The organism is Mesobacillus jeotgali, from assembly GCF_002874535.1.
Lineage (GTDB): Bacteria > Bacillota > Bacilli > Bacillales > Cytobacillaceae > Mesobacillus > Mesobacillus jeotgali.
Map to the genome: position 1 here is coordinate 2,575,113 of NZ_CP025025.1, position 16,674 is coordinate 2,591,786.

The 16,674-nt window shown below is 40.9% G+C and carries 15 protein-coding genes; 3 read left to right on the forward strand and 12 right to left on the reverse strand.

The genetic code is table 11. The features are described 5' to 3' along the window. Positions 1-27 precede the first annotated feature (27 nt). The 7 genes from CD004_RS13015 to CD004_RS13045 all read right to left on the reverse strand — a co-directional run bounded on the left by CD004_RS13015 (position 28) and on the right by CD004_RS13045 (position 6,868). Complete coding sequence (locus tag CD004_RS13015; protein ID WP_102263166.1) at positions 28-696, reverse strand: SOS response-associated peptidase; 669 nt, start codon at positions 694-696, stop codon at positions 28-30. A gap of 105 nt (positions 697-801) precedes the next feature. Further along, positions 802-1,071 (reverse strand): hypothetical protein, encoded by a 270-nt coding sequence (locus tag CD004_RS13020; RefSeq protein ID WP_102263167.1) that lies wholly within the window; start codon positions 1,069-1,071, stop codon positions 802-804. Between the two features lie 173 nt (positions 1,072-1,244). Then, entirely contained in the window at positions 1,245-2,339 is a 1,095-nt protein-coding gene (locus CD004_RS13025; RefSeq protein WP_102263168.1) for a threonine aldolase family protein, read from the reverse strand. Positions 2,340-2,341: 2 nt separating this feature from the next. Next, entirely contained in the window at positions 2,342-2,902 is a 561-nt protein-coding gene (locus CD004_RS13030) for a GNAT family N-acetyltransferase (RefSeq protein ID WP_102263169.1), read from the reverse strand. Between the two features lie 149 nt (positions 2,903-3,051). Beyond that, positions 3,052-4,692, reverse strand: a complete 1,641-nt coding sequence (locus tag CD004_RS13035) for an AMP-binding protein (RefSeq protein ID WP_102265098.1) — start codon at positions 4,690-4,692, stop codon at positions 3,052-3,054. 150 nt (positions 4,693-4,842) lie between these two features. Then, the gene (locus tag CD004_RS13040; protein WP_102263170.1) at positions 4,843-5,412 is read right to left on the reverse strand and encodes an FAD-dependent oxidoreductase; all 570 of its coding nucleotides are present in this window, start codon (positions 5,410-5,412) and stop codon (positions 4,843-4,845) included. Positions 5,413-5,734: 322 nt separating this feature from the next. Continuing rightward, complete coding sequence (locus CD004_RS13045) at positions 5,735-6,868, reverse strand: MBL fold metallo-hydrolase (protein WP_102263171.1); 1,134 nt, start codon at positions 6,866-6,868, stop codon at positions 5,735-5,737. Between the two features lie 294 nt (positions 6,869-7,162). On the opposite strand from CD004_RS13045, the gene sda reads away from it, so the two are divergent. Both sda and CD004_RS13055 read left to right on the forward strand, forming a co-directional pair. Then, positions 7,163-7,297, forward strand: a complete 135-nt coding sequence (gene sda, locus CD004_RS13050; RefSeq protein WP_023627756.1) for a sporulation histidine kinase inhibitor Sda — start codon at positions 7,163-7,165, stop codon at positions 7,295-7,297. A 223-nt stretch (positions 7,298-7,520) separates the two neighbouring features. Next, positions 7,521-8,429: a nuclease-related domain-containing protein gene (locus CD004_RS13055; RefSeq protein ID WP_102263172.1), complete on the forward strand. Its 909-nt coding sequence runs from the start codon at positions 7,521-7,523 to the stop codon at positions 8,427-8,429. A 614-nt stretch (positions 8,430-9,043) separates the two neighbouring features. On the opposite strand, the gene odhB is transcribed toward CD004_RS13055, so the two are convergent. From odhB to CD004_RS13080, 5 genes are all read right to left on the reverse strand, one after another. Further along, a complete protein-coding gene (odhB, locus tag CD004_RS13060) occupies positions 9,044-10,333 on the reverse strand; it encodes a 2-oxoglutarate dehydrogenase complex dihydrolipoyllysine-residue succinyltransferase (protein WP_102263173.1) in 1,290 nt (429 codons plus the stop codon). Then, positions 10,320-13,169, reverse strand: coding sequence for a 2-oxoglutarate dehydrogenase E1 component (gene sucA / locus CD004_RS13065; protein WP_102263174.1), 2,850 nt, complete (start codon positions 13,167-13,169; stop codon positions 10,320-10,322). The genes odhB and sucA overlap by 14 nt, the downstream gene beginning before the upstream one ends. Positions 13,170-13,441: 272 nt before the next feature. Then, entirely contained in the window at positions 13,442-13,678 is a 237-nt protein-coding gene (locus tag CD004_RS13070) for a hypothetical protein (protein ID WP_102263175.1), read from the reverse strand. 198 nt (positions 13,679-13,876) lie between these two features. Then, positions 13,877-14,935: a tRNA 2-selenouridine(34) synthase MnmH gene (mnmH, locus tag CD004_RS13075; protein WP_158651559.1), complete on the reverse strand. Its 1,059-nt coding sequence runs from the start codon at positions 14,933-14,935 to the stop codon at positions 13,877-13,879. Between the two features lie 142 nt (positions 14,936-15,077). Further along, a complete protein-coding gene (locus CD004_RS13080) occupies positions 15,078-15,656 on the reverse strand; it encodes a hypothetical protein (protein WP_102263177.1) in 579 nt (192 codons plus the stop codon). A 399-nt stretch (positions 15,657-16,055) separates the two neighbouring features. On the opposite strand from CD004_RS13080, the gene CD004_RS13085 reads away from it, so the two are divergent. Further along, the gene (locus tag CD004_RS13085) at positions 16,056-16,655 is read left to right on the forward strand and encodes an SAM-dependent methyltransferase (RefSeq protein ID WP_102263178.1); all 600 of its coding nucleotides are present in this window, start codon (positions 16,056-16,058) and stop codon (positions 16,653-16,655) included. The last annotated feature ends 19 nt before the right edge of the window (positions 16,656-16,674 follow it).

Genomic DNA, 16,674 nt, shown 5'->3' on the forward strand with positions numbered 1-16,674 from the left:
CATCCCGGGATAAAAGGAAAATATCCCCTACAAACTGTTAATTGGAGCAATTAACTCTTTTCCCTCATTTTTGGCCGAATTAATTTCGGTGGAAACCTGGTAAGCTTCCATCGCGTCGGCATCTAACGGAACCAAAAGCTGTTTAAGTTCTTGAGGTTGGGCAATCGAACTGTCTAGCCAAATATCAAGCTTGTCTTCCGGAAGGATCACAGGCATTCTGTCATGAATTTTTTCGGTGATCTCATTTGGACTAGTAGTGATTATCGTGCAGGAAGTAATCCCCTTCCCATCCTTATTCCAACTTTCCCAGAGCCCGGCTAACGCAAACGGCTTTTTATTTTTCATACCGAATCGGTATGGCTGTTTTTGTTTGCCATCTTTTTTCCATTCGTAAAATCCATCAGTAAGGATCAGGCACCGCCTTTGTTTAAAAGCATGCTTGAAACTCGCTTTCTCATCTACTGTCTCCGCGCGAGCATTAATCATTCTGTAACCGATTTTTTCGTCATCCGCCCAGAATGGAATCAATCCCCACCTCATTCTTGTCCCTATCCTGCCCTCCCCATTATCAATCACCGTCAAAATGTCCTGTCCAGGAGCTATATTGTACCTTGCATCAAGATCCTCCTGGAATTCGAACTGAAATTGTTCCTTCAATGAACCTATATCCTCAAATAATGAAAACCTTCCGCACATTTTCTTTCCTCCAACCGATGTTTTTTACTATAATTCCCGTCCTTTTCAGGAAGTAACATCTTCTGTCGTAAAAAAATAAGCCAAGCTTCTTTGAGCCTGACTTATCTATATCTTTTCAGCATTCAAATTCTTTTTCATTTTAACCCTAAGTGCAATGTTTGCTGCTACTAGGAATGGGATGATTGATGCAATTGTAAATCCAAGCGCATAACCTGATATACTTTCATTCAAAACTCTATCGTTTATGCTAAAGCCAAGAAATGTTATACCAATGCCATCCCCATCCACATGGTCAATGACCGACCATAGTTCAATCCCTTTAATAAGGAATAAACCACTTATGATCGACAGCAATAAAACCCATAGCCATTTCATACGACCATACCTCCAAAATCCCAGAACCCTCAAAAAAGTTCAGGTGTATACACTATATTATAGGGAGATATGGTATTAATTAATATAAAGCTAGCGCAGTTGTAACAAAATGTTCATAATGTTGTTCTTAATTTCGTCAATAAGGATCTAATTGTTTGCAAAATTAAATACACTCAAAAAGAAAATTTATTTTTCATCAATCGATCCAGCTGCAGAAATGCATTTTTCACAGCTTCTTTTGGAACTTCCTGATAGCGGTCCCCAATGCTCACTTCAAAATAACATGAAGATTCTCCTGTTGCCTTCAGGTGATTAATGATCCCCACACCTGTTTCGCGTATCACTTCTACCAAAATTGGTTCTATTTCCTCTTTAGAATGAGGAAACTGGACATGAAACATGTTTGAAACTGGAATTGCAGGCAGTGTGGAAACGTGATGACAAGAATTAAAGAAAACCGCAAGCTCCTTTGCATTTTCATAATACACAGGCATTTTTTTAGATTTCTGATTGAAAAAATGGTCTGCTGAAATAATATATGGGTACAGGCTAATCAGATCACCGCCATACCTCCTTTTCCAGACCTTTGATTTAGCAATGAACGTAGCTTCCCCCGCAAGAATTGCACCGGCAATTCCTCCGATTCCTTTGTAAAAAGAAAGATAGACACTGTCAAACAGCTCGCAAACTTCAGAAGCAGTCTTCTCATAATAGGGCAGCACTTCCAAGAGTCTGGCACCATCAAGGTGCAGCTTAATGCCATTCTTTCGGCAATGTTTTGAAATTTCTTCTAGAGTTTCGTAGCTAGGCAGTTGCCCGCCTATCTCCCTTTGCGGCAATTCCAGCAAAAGGCAAGCAACTTCTTCTTCCATGGAGACAACGTCATCAAGCTCAATAACACGTGTTTCGTCCGCAAGCAAAACCGTTTTGATATTATGTAATTCCTTTAGTCCATCCTCCTCATGGATTTCCAGGTGACTTAACGGATGGTATGCAACTTTTTGCAGTTCTTTTTCATCACACCAAATACGCATTGCGATTTGTTGGGCCATCGTTCCGCTCGGAAAGAAAACAGCCTTCTCCTTGCCAAGGAAGGCTGCCATTTTATCCTGAAAGGCTTCGATTATCTTTCCAGTTCCGTAAATATCGCTATCCAGCTGTCCGTCGATATTTTCAAAAGCATCCTTTAATACTTGAACGTTTCGTTTACCATGGCCTGGCAATTGATATGTCGATTTATTAAAAGCATCCTGTAATGAAATACTCATTGTTAAGCCCCTCCATTCTGTTTATTAATCCGTCCCATCACAATCATATTATAAAATTTTCCGTCAGAAAGCAGTTTGTCATCCTTCAGTATGCCCTCGACTTCAAACCCAAGCTTTTCATAGAGCCTCCGTGCATTTTCATTCGACTCCATCACATTGAGCGTCATTTTCTTAATATCGTTATCGTCTGCCCAGGAAATCGATTCTTGCAAAAGATTTTTACCGATACCATAGCCCCAAAACTCTTTTAATATGCCTACCCCGAATTCAACTTTGTGCCTGAACCTCTTCAAGTCATTTCCAGCACACCTTGAAAACCCAATAAGCCTTCCATTCGTTTCTGCTACCAAGAATATGTTTCTGGCACTCTCACTGTCTGCCTTTATAATAGCTTGAAAACCCTGCGGATCAATGAATGCCTCTCCTGGTTCCCTGTCGAGATTTTCAGTTTCCCCATCAATTTGCAGCCTTAAATCAGACAAAGCTTCTGCATCCATTTCAACTGCGGACCGAATTTTGTAATTCAAATTTTTAATATTAAACTCTTTTTCTCCTATCAGCATTGTAATTCCTCCAAAATATACCTTAGCTTAATTTTAGACATTGAGAACCTTTCTGTATAGTTCAAATCATTTTGCCTATGGCCCAATCAGCAAGTGTACAAGGAAAACCATAAATAAAAGGATGGAATCCGGTGATTCCATCCTCTCATTTATACATTTTTCAACTCTTCGACAGCTTCCATCGCCTGTTCTCTTAGCTTGAACTTTTGAATTTTTCCTGAAGCGGTCATTGGATAGCTTTCAGTGAACTCTATATATCTTGGAATTTTGTGCTTCGAGATTTTGCCTTTGCAATATTCTTTGATTTCTTCTGCTGTGGCTGATTCGCCATCTTTTAAAATAATCCATGCCATGACTTCCTCGCCGTACACGCTGTCTGGAATGCCTACAACCTGGACATCAAGGACTTTCGGATGTTTGTAAAGGAATTCCTCGATTTCGCGCGGATAGATATTTTCCCCGCCCCTGATGATCATATCCTTTAGTCTTCCTGTTACACGGCAATAGCCATTTTCATCCATAACAGCCAGGTCTCCTGTGTGGAGCCAGCCTTCTGAATCAATCGCTTCCCTCGTTGCATCTGGGTTCTTATAATAACCGTCCATTACATGGTAGCCACGTGTGCATAGTTCTCCCTGAACTCCCCTTGGAACTTCCTCCATCGTGCCTGGCTTGACGATTTTTACCTTGACCTCAGGAAGGGCTTTTCCAACAGTTTCAACCCTCAATTCGAGTGGATCGTTCGTTCTTGTCTGCGTAATGACTGGAGAAGCTTCTGTTTGGCCGTAGGCAATTGTTATTTCCGTTGCTCCCATTTTTTCATTGACAGCTTTCATCACTTCAATCGGACAATTGGAACCAGCCATGATGCCGGTTCTCAAGGATGAAAGGTCATATTTTTCAAATTCCGGATCATTCAGCTCGGCGATGAACATGGTTGGAACTCCGTGAAGCGCAGTACACTTTTCTTTTTCGACCGTCTCAAGAACTGCCTTTGGACTGAATTCCTGGACCGGCACCATTGTTGCACCCACTGTTGCACAAGCAAGCGTCCCCATTACACAGCCGAAGCAATGGAAAAATGGTACAGGAATACACAGTCTATCTTGATCTGTAAGCTTCATTGCAGATGCAACATTATAGGCATTATTGACAATATTGCTGTGTGTGAGCATAACCCCCTTTGGGAATCCAGTCGTACCTGAAGTATATTGCATATTGATGACTTCACTTTGCTTTAGCGTTGCCATTTGCTCGTCGAGTTCTTCCTCTGTTACATCGTCCGCCATATCCAATATATCCTGCCAACTGTACGTCCCTGGAAAACGCTTTTCTCCCATTACAATGACGTTTTTCAAATACGGCAGCGTGCTGCTTTCAAGCTTGCCTGGTTCACTCGTTTTCAGTTCTGGAACAATCTCATACACCATGTCAATATAAGAAGCGTCTTTGAATTGTTCCATCAAAATGATCGTCGTTGAATCTGACTGCTTTAGAAGATATTCCAATTCAGCAGTCCGATAATTTGTATTGACAGTAACAAGAACTGCACCCATCTTTCCAGTGGCGAATTGCGATACCACCCATTCCGGGGTATTGGAAGACCATGCAGCAATGTGCTCTCCTTTTTTCACTCCCAGGCTCATCAGGCCTCTGGCAGCTTTACGGCATAACATATTGAACTCCTTGTAATTCATCCTCAGGTCACGGTCCGCATAAACAACCGCTTCGTGTTCTGGGTATTTCTTCGCCTGAACCTCCAATAATTCACCTACAGTGTATGGCAGCAAATTCTCCAATCTATTAACCTCCTAAATAAGTTTAAGTATGTAAGCGTTTACTCATAACTATACCACCTTAGTTTGAATATTCAATATTTTTGAAATATATTCCTTCCTTTTTCCTAAAATAAAAAAAGCAGGGACCGTTTCCTGCTTTAATTACTTGTCATGCCACATATACGTTTTTCCAGTTTCCTTTGACACAATTGAAATGCCTATTGCCGTTCCATGTCCCGCAGCAATGACGGATTGACTTGAAAGACCCGCCAACAAACTCGTGATGTAAAGGTTAGGTAGTTTTGTAGTTCCATCCGGGTCAATGCCCAATACCTTTTTAATTTTACCACTTGGTACCTTCTCATTTACTGCCAGTTCGAACCCAAGGTTTTCAAGCAATGAGGTTTGAAGGTTGGTTGCAATAATCAAATACTTTGAAACAAACTCTTTGCCATCAGTCAAAATGACAGAATAACCATTATCATTCCTTAGGACAGTTTCCACTGAACCTTCATTCCATTGAGTTCCTGCAGCAAGAGCCTGGTCTTTAATGTTTTCCAGGAGTTCTGAACCGGTGATTTCTTTTATTCCCGGATAATTGAAAAGCTTTGAAACCTGCTTGATCTGGGATTTCCCTGAATCGATGACTGCCGTCTTCAACCCGCCCTGAGAAGTGTAAATTGCAGCCGAGCCACCTGAAATCCCGCCTCCAATTACTAGTACTTCTAGCATTTAATACTCCTCCTGATTCAACTTTTATCAAATTATGTAGCCTCCCTTTACACTGAAAAGGGAGGGAAACTCATATTAAAACAATTTAGAAATCAAATAAATGACTCCTGCCAGGAGCCATACGTACGTGGCCGGTCATAAAGGGGGAAAACCGGAAAACTTACCTTTTCCCTCTTCACCTGTACGCTTTGGTCCAACACCTCAGGACCCGCCTGCACAATGGTTATTTTTCTTATTCTCTTCCAAATTCTCACCTCACAAGCATTTACGGGCACACCGGTAACGATAAAAAGAGGAAAGCACTGCTCTCCTCTTTTGTTTTTTAGTGAGTGTGGTGTACAGCGCATCGGTTAGGGCCGATTTCAAGCTCCATCGCTTCTTCTGCTGTCACTTCTTTAACGCCGCGGTTGATCGCAACAATATCTTCAAAATTTGGTGGTGTTTCGCTTGATGCTGATTGTGCTACATGGTCGACAAACTCTTCAACTGTTTTGCCTTCCATGATTTCATTTTGCTTGCGGATCAATCCCAATTGGCTTCCAATGAAACCTTCTGCATTTACTTCGTCATCAAAGGCAGCATAGTGGCCAGGTAATACAATAACGTCATCAGCAATTTGTGATACTTTGCTGTATACAGTATCATACAGGTCCTTCGCCCACTCAGCAGCTTTTCCGCCTAAATCAGGACGGCCAAGACCATTCACAAAAATAGTGTCTCCTGAGAATAAGAGTTTATTATTCACAAAGAACGAAACACTTCCAGGGGTATGCCCTGGTGTCTTTACAGCCAAAACCTCAAGAGTAATGTTCTCAAATTCAATTTTATCATGCTGCTCTAGCGCTTCAAAGTCAAATACTGCGCCTTCACTCTTCATTAGGTAATACTTCGCACCTGTGACCTCCGCCAGTTCCTTGCCGCCGGAAAGGTGATCAGCATGAAGGTGAGAATCCACGATGTGAGTGATTTTTACATTTTCGCTTTTAGCAATGTCAGTATAACGGTTCGTGAACCTAGATGGATCCACAACTAGCGCCTCGTTTTCAGATAGGACCATGTAAGAAAGGCAGCCTTTGCCGACACGGATAAACTGAAGTACTTTAATTTTGTCATCTTTATATACTTCTACTGGATACAAATATTCGCTCCATGACTTCATTCCGCCAGAAAGATAAGAAACTTCAAATCCAGCATCAGCAAGCATTTCAGCCACCATAACAGAAGAGCCTTCTTTAGCACAAATCACTACGATGTCTTTATCCTTCGGAAGCTGGTCAACCACTTCGTCTACACCATCGATTAAATCGAAGTAAGGGATATTGAGATATTCTATATTTTCGCCTTCAACCTTCCAATCTTCGAAGTCCTTCACATTTCTTACGTCAAATATGAAAAAGTCCTTTTTTTCTACGACCCATTCATTTAATTTCTCAGCAGTGATAGCCTGCATTCCCATAATAATTCCTCCCAGTTTAAAAAATTGATTAAGTCGAGTATCAAATCCCCATTAAATACCCTTATGGGTATATATTATAATTTCGAATAATAAAATGCAAGCTTTTTTTGTTTAATAATGTGTTTATGATGTTTTGTCCGAATACGAATGATTAGCGGGCTTCCAAAACAAGAAAATATTTCTAATAAAAATTGTTCATAATGGGTTTTCAAATCTTTAATAAACCTTTACAATGAATGAAACTATACAATATAGTTTGAAAATTCAATCCATTCTTACCGAGGAGGAATGCAAATGAAAATTATGAGCAATGAACAGTTGGTGGTCTCGTATCGTGATGCATTAAAGTCGGAAAGTGATAAAGAATGGGCAAAAGTTTTAAAAACAGAAATATCCAAAAGAGGACTAAGGCCGTTTAAAAACCGTTAAACAGAAACAAAAAATTATTTTTGTACCCTGGTGACAAAGCCGCTTGCTGCCATAATGGCAGTTGAGCGGTTTTTTTGTTCCTTTGATAAATTAGCAGTAGCCCGATTTCTGGGGAAAAGTTAAGCTGCTTTGCTGCCACATTACACGGTGAAAAGTTAACAAAAAATTCACATATCTGATAGTGAGTTTAGCTTAAAATTAGCTTATAGAAAGGAAGTGGACCATGCTAATAAAAGCACGCACTGAACCAATGGAATTAATCGCATTACGGCATTTAAACAGACGAATGGAGTTATCATCGCAGGAAAAGTTCCAGCTTTGGACTATGGAAAAGGGGTTTACTGGAGAAGTATTATTCGACCGGATGACCGAAACCCTCGCGGAAGAAAGGTTTATCATCGACGATCTCCTGCTTAAAGTGAATAATTCATATTTCCAGCTGGATAAAGTAATTATTTCGCAGGATGGAATTTATTTGATCGACGTCAAATATCACGAAGGCGATTACTACCTCGAAGGGGATAAATTATTTTCCGTCCGCAGTAGCCGAGAATACAAAAACCCCATCATTCAGTTGACACGGAGTGAGACTCTTTTCCGCCAGCTGCTGCAAAACCTCAAGATGAATCACCTAGTCCGCGCCTCCGTCATATTCAACAATCCTGAATTCACCCTGTACCATGCCCCAATGGATCAACCGATCATTCTACCAACACAAATTAATCGTCTCCTAAATGAGATAAACAGTACCCCATCCAAATTGGATGAAAGCCACAAGAAACTCGCCCAAACACTACTTTCAATGCATCAAGTTAAAAATCCATACGCCACCCTACCTGAATACCAATATGAAAAACTAGAAAAAGGAATGCATTGCTCGGAATGCGGGTCTTTGAATACCGAAATCGGTGATTACAACCTCGTCTGCGGAAAGTGCGGTACCCATGAAAGAATAGAAAAGGCGATTGTGCGGCATATAGAAGAAATCAAGGTGCTGTTTCCTGGTAAGAAGATCACAACACAAACCGTTTATGAGTGGTGTAATGGGAAAGTTAGTAGGAGGACTTTTTTGAGAGTATTGAAAAAGAACTATAGAGCAATCGGAACGACCAAGGATGCTTACTTTGAGTGAATTGATTGAGACTTAGTCTGGATCAGCGGGCGTTTTTTAACAGACTGGACTGAATATTAGTTGATTCTTGACAGCTTTGGGCTCTGAATCCGGAAACCTGTCACAATAATCATGTTTTCTTGACAGCTTTGCGCTCTACAACCTGAAACCTGTCACAATAATCACTTTTTCTTGACAGCTTTGCGCTCTACAACCGGAAACCTGTCACAATAAACACTTTTTCTTGACAGCTTTAGGCTCTACAACCTGAAACTTGTCACAATAATCATGTTTTCTTGACAGCTTTGCGCTCTACAACCTGAAACCTGTCACAATAATCATGTTTTCTTGACACTTTGCGCTCTACAACCTGAAACCTGTCACAATAATCACTTTTTCTTGACAGCTTTAGGCTATACAATCTGAAACCTGTCACAATAATCACGTTTTCTTGACAGCTTTGCGCTCTTCAACCTGAAACCTGTCACAATAATCACGTTTTCTTGACAGCTTTGCGCTCTGAAGCCTCTAACCTTTCATAATAACTGCGTTTTCTTGATAGCTTTGGCATTTCATAGATTTCAAATGCTAAAAAAGCACTGCCCAATAAAATTCTCAGGCAGTGCTTCTAATAGTTATCCCTGTAACAACAATGATTCTGGGTCTTCCATCAGTTCCTTAATACGCTTTAAGAAGGTGACGGCTTCCTTGCCATCAACGATCCGATGGTCATAAGATAGTGCGATGTACATCATCGGTCTGTTTTCCATCCGATCTTTATCAATGGCTACGGGACGGAGCTGGATTGTGTGCATTCCCAGGATCCCTACTTGCGGACCATTGATGATAGGTGTTGATAGCAATGATCCAAATACGCCTCCATTTGTAATCGTAAAGCTTCCTCCCTGTAGGTCCTTCAAGGAAAGTTTATTTGTGCGGGCTTTTTCAGCCAATTCATTTATATCATTTTCAATCTCGGCAAAGTTTTTCCTGTCTGCGTCCCTGATGACTGGTACAACAAGTCCTTCATCGGCAGCGACAGCGACTCCGATGTCATAAAACTTTTTGAGGACGATTTCGTCTCCCTGGATTTCAGCATTCAAATATGGTGTCTTTTTCAATGCTGCCACAACAGCCTTCGTGAAAAATGACATGAATCCTAAACGGACATCATTCTCCTCATAGAAACGATCCTTCCATTTCTTTCTAAGTTCCATAACAGCCGTCATATCGACTTCATTGAAGGTCGTGAGCATTGCCGCTGTCTGCTGGACCTCAACCAGCCTGTTCGCGATAGTCTGACGTCTGCGTGACATCTTGATTCGCTCAACCCGGCTATCATCATCTGATTTCCCGGCAGGAGCTGCCTTTTGCGCTTCATTCTTTTCGCCAGCTGGCTTTTGGTTATTTTTTTGCTCTGGAGAATATGACTCCACATCCTGCTTCCTCACTCTGCCAAGCGGATCCTGGGAAGCTACCTTGGTCAAATCAATGCCTTTTTCCCTTGCCAGCTTTCTTGCAGCAGGTGAAGCGATAATCCGCTCCGATGCTGCATCATTAGTAGACTGGTCAGCAGCGTTGTTCTCAGTGTTTTGTCCCTCTACCGATCCATTTTCATGCTTTGCAGGTTCATCAGGTGACTCAGTCTCCCTTCCTGCTTCAGCAGTATTCTGATCGTTTCCTGCGCTACCCTGTTCACCTACAATGGCGATTGCTTCCCCAACCTTCACTGTATCCCCTTCTTCAGCGAGGAGCTCCGTTAATACTCCATCATAGTCAGAGATAATTTCAACATTAACTTTATCGGTCTCCAGTTCAACTACATATTCACCTTTCGAGACTTGATCACCCTTTTTTTTCAGCCACTGGGCAATCGTTCCCTCGGTGATTGATTCAGCTAATTCAGGAACTTTAATCTCTGCCATTTTCATTTCCTCCTCCATTTGTCCTTGTCAGTGCATCGCTTACAATTCTTGCTTGCTCCAACTTGTGGATGTTTGGATCTCCCTCTGCCGGGCTCGAACGTCTTCTTCTGCCAATATAGGAAGCTTCCAGCCCGTTCGGTGCTGCTTCATTGATTCTCGGCTCAACAAAGGTCCATGCCCCCATATTCTTTGGTTCTTCCTGGACCCAGACAATTTCTTTTAAGTTCGGATACCTTCCTAACTTTTCTTTTAATTGTTCAAGCGGGAAAGGGTAGATTTCCTCGATTCTCAATACATGCAGCCATCCATGCTCTTCCGGCTGTATCTTTTCAGCGATATCTATGCTCACTTTTCCGGTGCAAAGTACCACGCGCTCTACTTTTTCCTGCTGGCCGCCAAGTCCAGGCTGTTCGATGATTGGCTTGAAGCTGCCTTCCGTCAATTGTCCTGGGTCAGCTGCAACCGTAGGATTTCTCAGCAGGCTCTTAGGTGTCATCAGCACTAGCGGTCTAACAGCTTCCTGCTTTAAAATTGCCGCCTGTCGTCTAAGGATATGGAAGTACTGGGCCGCAGAAGAAAGGTTTGCAACTGTCCAGTTATTTTCAGCTGCGAGTGTTAAAAATCTTTCTACTCTTCCGCTTGAATGCTCTGGCCCCTGGCCTTCATATCCGTGAGGCAGGAGCATGACTAGACCGGATTTTTGTCCCCACTTCGCCCTGCCAGCCGCCACAAACTGGTCGAACAATACCTGGGCAGCATTAGCAAAATCACCATATTGCGCTTCCCAAAGGACTAAAGTTTCTGGTGCGAATACGTTATACCCATATTCAAAGCCCACAACAGCTGCTTCTGAAAGCGGACTGTTATGAATGGAGAAGGACGCTCTTGCTCCGGGCAAAACATGGAGCGGTGAAAATTGCTTGCCAGTTTCGCTGTCATGCAAAACAAGGTTTCTCTGGGCGAAGGTTCCTCTCTCAGAATCCTGTCCAGTAAGTCTGACTGGTGTTCCATCTTTTATTATTGAAGCAAACGCCAAAGTTTCTGCCAGACCCCAATCTATTTTACCGTCCTCAGAAAATGCATCCTTTCTTCTTTGGAGGATTTTCTCTAATTTATTGAAGACATTGAATCCTTCTGGCCAATTCAGCAGATCACTATTTATTTTTCTTAGTACTTCGATTGGCACACCAGTTTCTATCTGTGGTATTCCCATTTCCACTACATCCGGGATATCTGGTTCGTTCGTTACTTCCTTCTCTTTTTTCGGAACTTTTTCGTATGCTTCTGTCAACCTGGCCGATACTTTTTGCTCAATTTCGGTCCTTGTCTCTTCCGACATAGCTCCTTGGTCTATAAGTTTATCACCATAGATTTTCTTCACTGTCGGATGTTTGTGGACGAGCACATACATTTCAGGATTGGTAGTCATTGGCTCATCCATTTCGTTATGGCCAAAGCGTCGGTACCCAATCAGATCAATCAAGAAATCCTTTCCAAACGTCTTTCTGTATTCAAATGCCAGTCTGGCAGCCATTAAGCATGCCTCCGGGTCATCAGCATTCACGTGGATGATCGGGACTTCATATCCCTTCGCAAGGTCGCTGGCATAGCGTGTGGAACGTGAATCCATTGATTCCGTTGTGAAACCAATCGTGTTATTAGCGATAACATGAATTGTTCCGCCAGTTTTATATCCATGCAAACGGCTCAGATTCAACGTTTCAGCTACAATCCCCTGCCCAGGGAATGCTGCATCACCATGGATCAGGATGGCCATTGCCTTTACCGGATCATATTTCGCGTAACCCGGTTCATTCCTGTCATCCTGCGCAGCACGCGTAAAGCCCTCAACCACTGCACCTGCAAACTCAAGGTGGCTAGGGTTATTGGCCAGTGTCAATCTAGCATTCGCTGTGTTATCCGATTTAATTTTCCGGTCGAGGCCAAGATGATATTTAACATCGCCAGTCCAGCCGAAATTAATTCCAATCGAACCTTCTGATGGAACAAGTTCTTTGTTTGGAGCATGCTGGAATTCAGCAAAAATCATTTCATATGGTTTACCTAAAACATGGGCAAGAACATTCAGCCTTCCCCTATGGGCCATGCCAATATTGATAGTTTCAACACCATTATTGACTGCTCCACTGATGACCTCATCAAGAAGCGGAACCATCGAATCCAGTCCTTCGATTGAAAACCTCTTTTGTCCGACAAAAGTCCGGTGCAAATACTTTTCGAAATTCTCGACCTCTGTAAGACGTTCGTATAGACTAGTTTTTCTATCTTTTTCAACTTTAGGAATTAGTTCACCAGATTCAACCTTCTGCCTTAGCCACTCTTTTTCAGCCATTTCATTTACATGTTCAAATTCGTAAGCAATCGTATCGGAGTATACCTTTTGAAGAAATTGAAAGGCTTCTTTGCCATTTGTAATTGAAGAAGGAGCACTTGGGCAAACGAGCTCCACTGGCATATCCATCAAATCAGCTTCAGTCAATCCCCATCTCTCATAATCTTCAAGTTGCGGATCTTTGCTGCCAAACTGCAATGGATAAATCTTTGCAGATAAGTGGCCGTAAGAACGGATATAATCAGCATATCTTAATGCAGCTGCAATTTTTGCCGGAGATCCTCCCGTTGCAGGAATTATTTGATTACTTTCAATTGAAGATGAAGATGGACGTTCAGAATTCTGTTCAAAATATTCTCTGATTTCAGCATCAACCGAATCAGGATCTTGTAGGAACATTTCATATAATTCTTCGACATATCCCTGGTTAGGTCCATGAAAACCCGGCCATATTGCCCCGTTTCCCGAAACTGGATTTTTCACAAAAAAACCCCCTTGCCAATTCTAATATTCACTAATTATTTGTTACCCTGTAGTGCTCATTTTTAACTGTAATTTCAAAGAATAATAATATTATTCAGATATCAACCGTTTACATTAATATTTTAACATGATATTTTCTTTTAACCAAAGGTTTTGACTATCAAGATAGTGTTAATTCAATCTCAACCTTTTATTATTTCGGAAAACCATTCCTGTTAAAAAGACAACAAAAAAAAACCGGTTAGACCGGCTTTTGAATTTGTTGCTCATATCTATAAACTCATTAATGTTGCATACATATTTTTTGGTGCAAAAAGGTTATTTCTTTTTTCAATCTGACTTTGCTCAATCATTTCACTATGTTCTACAGGCAATTCAATATGCCCGCATGTGATACACTTTTGAAATCTTGCTCCAGCTGTGAAAATGTCTACACCATCATTCGTTGAAAATCCAGCATTCTCCTCGTGCATTGAAAAACGGTGGTGGCAATTTTTCGATTCGCGCATATTTCATCCTCCTGTTTAAATGATTCTCATTTAATTATATATCAAATATTCAGAAATTTTACGTGACAAAAATCATAATTTAATCTCAAGCTGTTAAATAATTTTTACCACAAAATAAAAGCTTCCAGGACCAGCGCAAAAAATAAAAAGGAAAGCAATTAACTGCTTTCCTTCTTTAATAACCTTTTTTCAATTATTTTAAACCGCTGTTGAATCAGAAAATGTATTCTGTATTTCTTTAACAATATTCTCTATAACATTGGGATCGTCTGAATCGATTTCTTTGAAAGGTCCATTATATTCCAGAAGGGCGTGGTTATAGCGCGGATCATAATAATGAACCAGTAATATCTCAATTAATCCTTTATAATTTTTTTCTTCCATGGCAAATGCGAGGGATGGTGAAACGTCATGATTAACTCGCTTAATTAGTTTCGATACCTTCTCCCTGACTTCCTCTTCAAACCAGACTTCTCCGAGGAAAGGTTGAACATATTCATTGTATATCCGTTCGACTCTTTTAGGTATTGAGCTTTTTACCAGGTAATGAATTCCGTTCACCTTTTTCTCGAGCATTTCTTCCGGCTGAGCTGCACGTCCGATTCTTTTGCTCTCCGCTTCAATGATAATATAGTTGGAGCCTTTTAATTCATTCAGCCTTTCAAATAACAAAGCATCAAATGTTTTTTGATTGTGTGCCTCTCCCATGCCAATCATGCCAAAAATGGATCCTCTATGGTTTGCCATTTTTTCAAGATCAACCACAGGATATCCCTTTGACTGGAGAGCATGCAATATGTCGGTTTTACCAGTCCCTGTCATTCCATGTAGAACGATGGCCTTACCGGGCAAAAGTTGAGGAATTCTTTCCAAAATATATTCCCTATATGCCCGATAACCACCCTCAAGGCGCAAAGAAGGAATTCCTGCGTATTCAAGAAAGGATGCTACAGATCTGCTTCTCATCCCGCCTCTCCAACAATGAACCACAGGCTCGGCACCTGTATTCTTTAGGTCCTTTATTTGACCGAGCAAGTGTGGCAGCTTTGGAGAAACAATCTCCATAGCTCGCCATTTGGCAGCTTCTTCACCAGATTGCTTATAAAGCGTCCCTATCTCTTGTCTTTCCTCATCTGTGAATAATGGTATATTGACCGACCCGGGTATTGCCGAATCACGATGCTCGATTGGCGCCCTGACATCGACTGGTATATATTGCTTTGAGTTGATTAATTCTTGTACTGATATGTCTTTCATTTTCCGATTGACCTCCATGGTCGTATGTTTGAAACTACATCTATCTATTGTACCTAAAACAAGCTGAGTTTTCACCATTATAACCTTAAAACAAACAATCCTTTCGTATTTTGAATAGAAAAAAACCGCAGAAGGTCTGCGGCTAACAAGAAAACTCTTTACCAACGAGTATGCTGACTGCCTTGCAGAATTCCTTCCACTGGTTCGGAAAGGAATCCAGGCCTCTGCTTTCATATGTTTTTCCTTTTGTTTTGAGTTTTACTGACCAACTGGTACCATCCACTACAATACCTTCTGTTTGGTAGTCTTCTTCCCACTTCCATAATTTCAAAGGATACAGTTTCTTTTTAAAATCCTCCACGCTGCCGAATCTTCCTACTTTAAGCGGCTCTGAAGCTTTAGAGTCAAGATGCCACTCAAAATAGGTAAAGGTATTCCTTTTAAAATCGATTCTCACCCTCATTTCTGGGCCAGGATATCCATGCAATACGACCGTCATCATAACTGGTTCTTTATCAGGCCTTATTGAAACGATATCATCTTTCACCAGGAATAATTCGTTGTTGCTGCTAACAAGCGTTTGTATATATGAAGGTTCTACTAAATACTGCCTCTCACTAACAATGCTATGATCTTCTTCACTCATTTCCTGGCAAATCACTGGAATTGTTGCATTTCCCTTTTTTTCTAAAATATCGAGAATCGCTTCGTACATTTTCATCTCGTTCAACTTCCTTTATTAGTAACTAAATAGATTGTCATTTTTAATTTCAACCACTGAAAACTTTAAGTAAAGTATATACAACAAATATTCGATTGTACTGTAACAAATCGCACGCTTTTTTAAAAAAACATCGATTATGCATGTGACAAATTCAGTCATTTTTTTCATCAACCATCGTATTAATGTAGTATCTTGTCTTTTTCTGCGCTTTCCCGAGAAATAATTTTCAGAATAAACTGTCTTTATTACCAATCAATCATTTCTTGTTCTTCACCAGCGACATAAAATTAAAGATATTATAGGTGTCAAAAGGGGGGAAGTTTAAAAATGAGCTATAACTGGTATAAAAGAAAAAACCAGAAAAATTCTGGTCAAATAAATCAGGAGTGACTGAATATGATAGATTCGATGGCGAAGCAGTTCGAGAAGCCAAAAGGCATACTTGGAAAGCTTGCAGGAACAATCATGTATTTTGAGAACAGGAAAATTAATAAGTGGAGCATACAAAAGCTCCAAGTACGTAAAAATGACCGGATTTTAGAGATTGGCTTCGGTCCGGGATACGGTATTAAGACTTTAATGTCAAATTACCGCGGATTAGAAGTAGATGGAATAGACCTTTCTAAAAAAATGAAGAACGAAGCGTCAAAAAGAAATAAAGAGTGGATTGAACAAGGCAGAGTACACCTGAGTATCGGGGATGTTGCCAACTTTCAACCAGAACATAATTACAATAAAATTATTTCTGTAAATAACTACCCACTCTGGGACCAACCACTGACTTCCTTAAGCCACCTATTCCGATTGTTGAAACAAGGAGGAAGGATTGTGCTTACTGTCCAGCCGCGCGAGGAAGGATCGACGGCTCAGACAGCAAAACAATTGGGAGAAAGAATGAAAAATGATTTGCTTAATACCGGATTCAAAAACCCGGAGATATCCTATCTTGAGGTAAGACCCGTTTTGACAGTATGTGTCACCGCTGAAAAGAAATAGCCGCTTCTTGAATTCAGCG